The 5,579-nt window shown below is 38.4% G+C and carries 8 protein-coding genes; 1 reads left to right on the top strand and 7 read right to left on the bottom strand.

Annotated features, from left to right (window positions below; translation table 11 throughout):
• The 7 genes from ACTB1O_RS00670 to ACTB1O_RS00640 all read right to left on the bottom strand — a co-directional run.
• Nucleotides 1–957, bottom strand: a 957-nt coding sequence (locus tag ACTB1O_RS00670; RefSeq protein WP_462993214.1) for a biotin--[acetyl-CoA-carboxylase] ligase, incomplete at its 3' end; no start/stop codon positions are given.
• Nucleotides 958–962: 5 nt separating this feature from the next.
• Nucleotides 963–1,382: a DUF2111 domain-containing protein gene (locus ACTB1O_RS00665; protein WP_462993213.1), complete on the bottom strand. Its 420-nt coding sequence runs from the start codon at nt 1,380–1,382 to the stop codon at nt 963–965.
• Nucleotides 1,383–1,425: 43 nt separating this feature from the next.
• The gene (locus ACTB1O_RS00660) at nt 1,426–2,010 is read right to left on the bottom strand and encodes a hypothetical protein (protein WP_462993212.1); all 585 of its coding nucleotides are present in this window, start codon (nt 2,008–2,010) and stop codon (nt 1,426–1,428) included.
• Nucleotides 2,007–3,440, bottom strand: coding sequence for an RtcB family protein (locus tag ACTB1O_RS00655; protein WP_462993211.1), 1,434 nt, complete (start codon nt 3,438–3,440; stop codon nt 2,007–2,009). The genes ACTB1O_RS00660 and ACTB1O_RS00655 overlap by 4 nt, the downstream gene beginning before the upstream one ends.
• Before the next feature lie 13 nt (nt 3,441–3,453).
• Nucleotides 3,454–3,861, bottom strand: a complete 408-nt coding sequence (locus ACTB1O_RS00650) for an archease (RefSeq protein WP_462993210.1) — start codon at nt 3,859–3,861, stop codon at nt 3,454–3,456.
• Nucleotides 3,862–3,915: 54 nt separating this feature from the next.
• Nucleotides 3,916–4,185 (bottom strand): hypothetical protein, encoded by a 270-nt coding sequence (locus ACTB1O_RS00645; protein WP_462993209.1) that lies wholly within the window; start codon nt 4,183–4,185, stop codon nt 3,916–3,918.
• 53 nt (nt 4,186–4,238) lie between these two features.
• Entirely contained in the window at nt 4,239–4,553 is a 315-nt protein-coding gene (locus tag ACTB1O_RS00640) for a DUF2551 domain-containing protein (protein ID WP_462993208.1), read from the bottom strand.
• A gap of 156 nt (nt 4,554–4,709) precedes the next feature.
• Here ACTB1O_RS00640 and ACTB1O_RS00635 point away from each other — a divergent pair, with 156 nt between their 5' ends.
• Nucleotides 4,710–5,576, top strand: a complete 867-nt coding sequence (locus ACTB1O_RS00635) for a protein translocase subunit SecF (protein ID WP_462993207.1) — start codon at nt 4,710–4,712, stop codon at nt 5,574–5,576.
• Nucleotides 5,577–5,579 lie beyond the last annotated feature (3 nt).

Here is a 5,579-nt window from a genome sequence, read left to right as displayed (position 1 = left end):
TAAAACTTTTTCTACCATACCGTTATCTTTTTTGATAATCAGGGCGCCGTGATCATCTATATCCATCGCTTCACCCTCTATTGTTTTACGGGGTGTTGTAATCCGGACTCTTTTTTCGAGTGTTAGTGAAAGACTCTTCCATTCTCTTATAATAGATTCAAATTCACCTTCTTCTATTAACTCGTATCTGCGTTCAAATTCCCTTAAAACTACAGCCAGGAACTTTGCGCGGTTGATATCCTCTCCGGTCTCAACACTAAGAGAAGTGACAGGTGTCTTCATTCCGCCTTGTAAATCTTCGGGTTTTACATTTGCATCTATTCCTATTCCCAGGAGACAGTAATGAATCTGATCTGCCTCTGCAGAGAGTTCAAGCAAAATTCCAGAAATTTTCTTATCGCCGATATATATGTCATTTGGCCATTTGATAAGAGCTCCAATATCATATAATTGTCTTATTGCACGGGCAACTGCTATTGAACCTGCCATAGTGATAAAAAAAAGTTTATCTATCGGGACATGTGGTTTTATTATAATCGTTGTCCATATACCCCCTGGTGGTGAAAACCATGCTCTTCCAAGACGTCCCACTCCTCCTGTCTGCTCCTCTGCGACAAGAACAGTCCCGTTAATCAGTTCCGGGTTTTCATGCTGACATAGATCCTTTGCAATCCATGTTGTTGAGGGGGTACTTTCAAAGTGACGTATATCCTGTCCGATAAATTTTGTTTTTAAAAATTTCTTTATTTCATGAGGAAGAAGTTTTGTTGTTGTACTGACAAGTTCATATCCTTCTGTTCTGGAAGAATTAATCTGATATCCCTTTTTTTTAAGTTCATTAATCTGTTTCCAGACCGCAGATCTTGTTATCCCAAGCTCTTTGCTAATTTCTTCCCCTGATATCGGTGCCTTTCTCGTTTCCAGAATATTTAGTATATTCTCTGAAGTCTCATTCATCTTAATTACCTTTTTGAACCTGATAATTCCGAAGGCAGCGGACATGGACTTTTGCCACATACCTGTTTTAATATCGCAGACTGATGTTCCATTAATGTTGCAAGATCAAATACTCCTGCAAAATCAACCACTCCTATTGCACCTATGGCATCTCCGTGTTCATCCCGAATCGGAGCTACAATTACCGGGACATTCTTATATGGACCTCCTGATGGAGTTGTACTCAATAGAGTATTGAGTTTTATTGCTTCTTCAAGTACAGGTCCTGAATAGTCATTGCTGATAAGCTGACCATCTTCAATCTGCACTCCTTTATTTTCTTTTGTGCGTGCTGTTACAGGAAGTCTGATTATCCGATGAATTGCCATTGCAACCGGAAAGAGATCTGATGCTTCTGACTCTGCAAATATTTTATGTTCACTCAAAAAAAATCACCCCGTTTTAATATAATTTCTTTCTGCTCTGAAACTAAAATAAAATTTCTACTTCTCCCGAACAAAAATTTTTGATAAATGATTTGGAAGGGAGTTCATGAATTGATGTTATTACGTAGTAACCTTCACCATATTTTTTTGCAATCATTATGGGCCTGTTGTCATCAGTTTCGGCAACAACTTCAAAATCTGATTCAGTTGCATTAAAAAACCCGTCACATTCAATATTTTTGATATCAAAATCATTCATAATTCCTGAAAACTGACTGTTCTCTTTTACTAAAACAGGGGCACTGAAGTATTCATGTATATATTCACATTTGAATGGAAGCCAGTCATATGCTTCTTTATCGGTTGTCATTGCACCGAAGGATATTACTCTTCCACCCTTTTCGACAAATTTTCTAATTCTCTCTGAAGATGCACGAAGGGCAGGAAGAAGGCAGGAATACATGCGGTTTCCAAAACCCGTCGGGATTATCAGGGCAACCAGATTTCCTTTGAAAAAGGGTGCCCCCAGCATCTGTGGTGTTACAGGTTCACAACTGACACCGCAGTCTTCAATGTATCTGTTCATAAAGCCCTCACATTCCCAGGCAATTCCTGCTTTACATTTCATCCCTTTATCACTCCGAGAGGTTCAAGTTTTGCAACTTCAAGTGATATGCCTGCTTTGTGAACCACATTTACAACTTCACTACTTGATTTGTAGGCATCAGGGGCTTCTTCTGCGATCACATTATTGCTTGTAGCCTTTACAAAAATTCCCCGTTTTTCGAGTTTTTCCTTGATTTCAGCCCCGTTTATTTCTTTTTTTGCTTTTGATCTGGAATATATCCTTCCGGAACCATGGCATGTACTTCCAAAGGTTTTTTCCATTGCAACTGAAGTGCCTTTTAAGAGGTATGATGACGTTCCCATGCTGCCTGGAATAATCACCGGCTGTCCTATATCTGTGAGTTCGGATGGAATATCCTGGCAATGAGGTCCGAAAGCTCTTGTTGCACCTTTTCTGTGTACGCACACCATCTGTTTTTCCCCGTCAATGGTGTGCTCTTCGTACTTTGCAACATTATGTGAAACATCATAGACCAGTTTTAGATCCTCATATTCTGTCTTGTATATCTTTGAGAATATTTCCCTGACCATATGAGTTATCATCTGTCTGTTGGCCCATGCATAGTTTGCTGATGCTGCCATTGCACCGAAATAGGCACGTCCTTCATCACTGTTTATGGGAGCACATGCAAGCTGACTGTCGGGAATTTGGATATCGTATTTTTTTGTTGCACTTTCAATATCCTTCAAGTGGTCTGTGCAGACCTGATGCCCAAGACCTCTTGAACCGCAGTGGATCATAATGCATATACTGTCCTTTGAGACTCCAAATTTTGCTGCTGCCTCTTCATCCATGATCTCTTTTACAGTCTGAATTTCAAGAAAATGATTGCCTGAGCCAAGGGTTCCGCATTGTGGCATACCGCGCTGTCTTGCTTTTTTGCTTACAAATTCGATATCAGCATCTTTCATACAGCCGTTATCCTCACAGCGTATCAGATCTTCTTTGACACCGTAGCCTTCCCTGACAGCCCATTTAGAGCCTTCATGCATCATTTCGTCAAGCTCAGTTTCTGTAAGCTTTTTTTCAGCTTTTGTTCCAACTCCTGTGGGCACAGTGTGAAAAAGTTCATTTACAAGGCGTTTGACTTTTCCAATCTCTGATATATGCAAAGGAGTTGCAATGAGACGCACGCCGCAGTTTATATCAAATCCCACCCCGCCGGGTGAAATTACACCGTTTTCCATATCAAAAGCTGCAACACCGCCAATGGGAAATCCGTATCCCCAGTGAATGTCAGGCATTGCAAGAGAATACTTCAAAATTCCCGGAAGTGTTGCAATGTTTGCAAGTTGTTTTATTGCACCTTCTTCAAGAGTTTGTGATAGTTTATCTGAAAGAAAAAACCTGGCAGGTACGCGCATATTTGGGACAAAACCTTTCTTTAATTCCCATTCTACTTCATTTATCTTTTCAATTCCTTCTATCATTTGTGTCGTCTCCTTATACATCAAATATTATGCATACTTCGTACATCCCGTTCATCTTTTGAATATCTACACCTGAGCGGGATATGCCTTTTATCTCTGTTCCTCCTGAATGCTGTTTAATATTAAATCTATCGCCTAAGATCTGCGCATAAAGAGAGTTATTGTTAATTTTAACTTTTGCCTCTGAAAAAACAAGATTTTCAGTTTCAGATATAAAAAGAAGTTCCGATAGAAAGTCAAGCAGAAGATTTTCAGATGAATCTGAAGACAACTCAATCTCTGTTATGATATTTTTTTGATTCCTGTTTTCAAACATTACGGAAAACATAGCTGATGCTGTTTCTGTAAATAATTCATCTTTTGTACTGCCTCTGCATTTGAACAGAAAATCAGCAGTGTGTTCAAGTTCTTCAAAGGACATTTTTCAAATTATTTGGATAATTTATTTGTTCTCTGGCATCTGTCTGTAAATTTTTTAGATATAGTCATTGAACCGGGGGATCATATTCATATCAATTCTGTCAATAAAGCGTGCCTGGTATATTGAGATATAAAGTATATAATCTCCGACATATATTTCAAGATCTGAAGATTTTGCCGGTTTGACCATTGTAGACAGTATTATCGGACCTCCACATGATGTGCAGACTCTGAAATTGCATTTTTTATCCAGAATATATTGGCGCACATCTTCGGTAACTATTATTTCAACAGGTTTGGAGTTTTCAATAATATCAGTATCCATTCTCTAAAATTTTGTAAACCTTGTAAAAATAGATTGTGATGCTAAATTAGAATTCAGCATGTAGTCACTATACGCGCGACCATTTCAGCATACTGATCCTTTAATTTATAGCAGCTTTGGTCATTGTCTTTTGATTTGATTACATGTAAAATGCCGATCTTTGATGCTATTATGCCCACCATTGAGGCGACAGACTGATAACTAACATCAAATTTTTCCTTTAGCTTTGCATGCGTCTCTGCAATAGTCATTGATTTTGCTTTAACAAAAATATTCAGCAGCGTTCGGCGGATGCCATTTTTATCCCTTGATAGATAGTTGCGGAGACGCTTTTCTATCTCATTCTTTAGATCAGCCGCTGATCTCATGATTTTTCATATCTACCGGACGTTATATATACCTTTTCTTTGATTTTTCCCGCTTTTTTTATTTTTGTCTTATAATTCGGGACAAATAATGGAGAAATCATCTTTTTTTTATTTTAGAATCATAACAATTAATCATAACAGATACAAATTTTATACATGGGTAAATTTACCTATGATATTAACAGATATGAGCCACGGCAGATGGTTGCGCTGCCTTTGGGTCTTTTAATTGTGTCCATAATTTTTCTGGCATTTAATACTGTCACTACCGGAATGCCGGTGGAACCAGGTATAGATTTTGCCGGAGGAGTTGCAGTGACCCTTTTTACAAGTGACTCTCCTGAGGAAATTTCTGCTTATTTCAGCGAATATCCTTTAAAGAGCCTTGGAGAAAGTATAAACAACGGATACTATCTTGTCTTTGACTATCTCGATGACGATGAATTCAGAAAGATGACCGAACATATTTTCGCAAAATATCCCGATTCAAAAGTGGATCAGATTGGTGAAACATTTGGAAAGACTCTGCAGTCACAGGCATTGTGGGCAATTCTTATTGCATTTTTTTTGATGGCTATTGTTGTTTTTGTGGCATTTAGAAATTTTGTTCCTTCAGTTGCTGTAGTTATTTCCGCTTTTTCGGACATTGTAATAACTGCTGCAATCATGGACGTTTTTGGAATAACACTTTCTCTTGGAACAACGGCTGCTCTTTTGATGCTCATTGGTTATTCGGTTGACAGTGATATATTGCTTACAACCCGGCTTTTAAAAAGGCAGGGAAAACTTGATGAGAAGATGAGGGGAGCTTTCCATACAGGTTTCATCATGACCACAACAACAATAACCGCAGTAGCGGCAATGTTTATTGTTTCGGCTATCGGGCAGGTAATAATTATTCGCGACATATCAGCGGTATTACTAATTGGTCTTTTTGTTGATCTTATGAATACATGGATGTTTAATGCAGGACTTTTGAAATGGTACCTGAAGGATACAAAGAGGGTTAAAAATGGCAGATGAAGA

Source organism: Methanomicrobium sp. (assembly GCF_055145805.1).
This window is presented reverse-complemented; position numbering and strand designations above follow the sequence as displayed.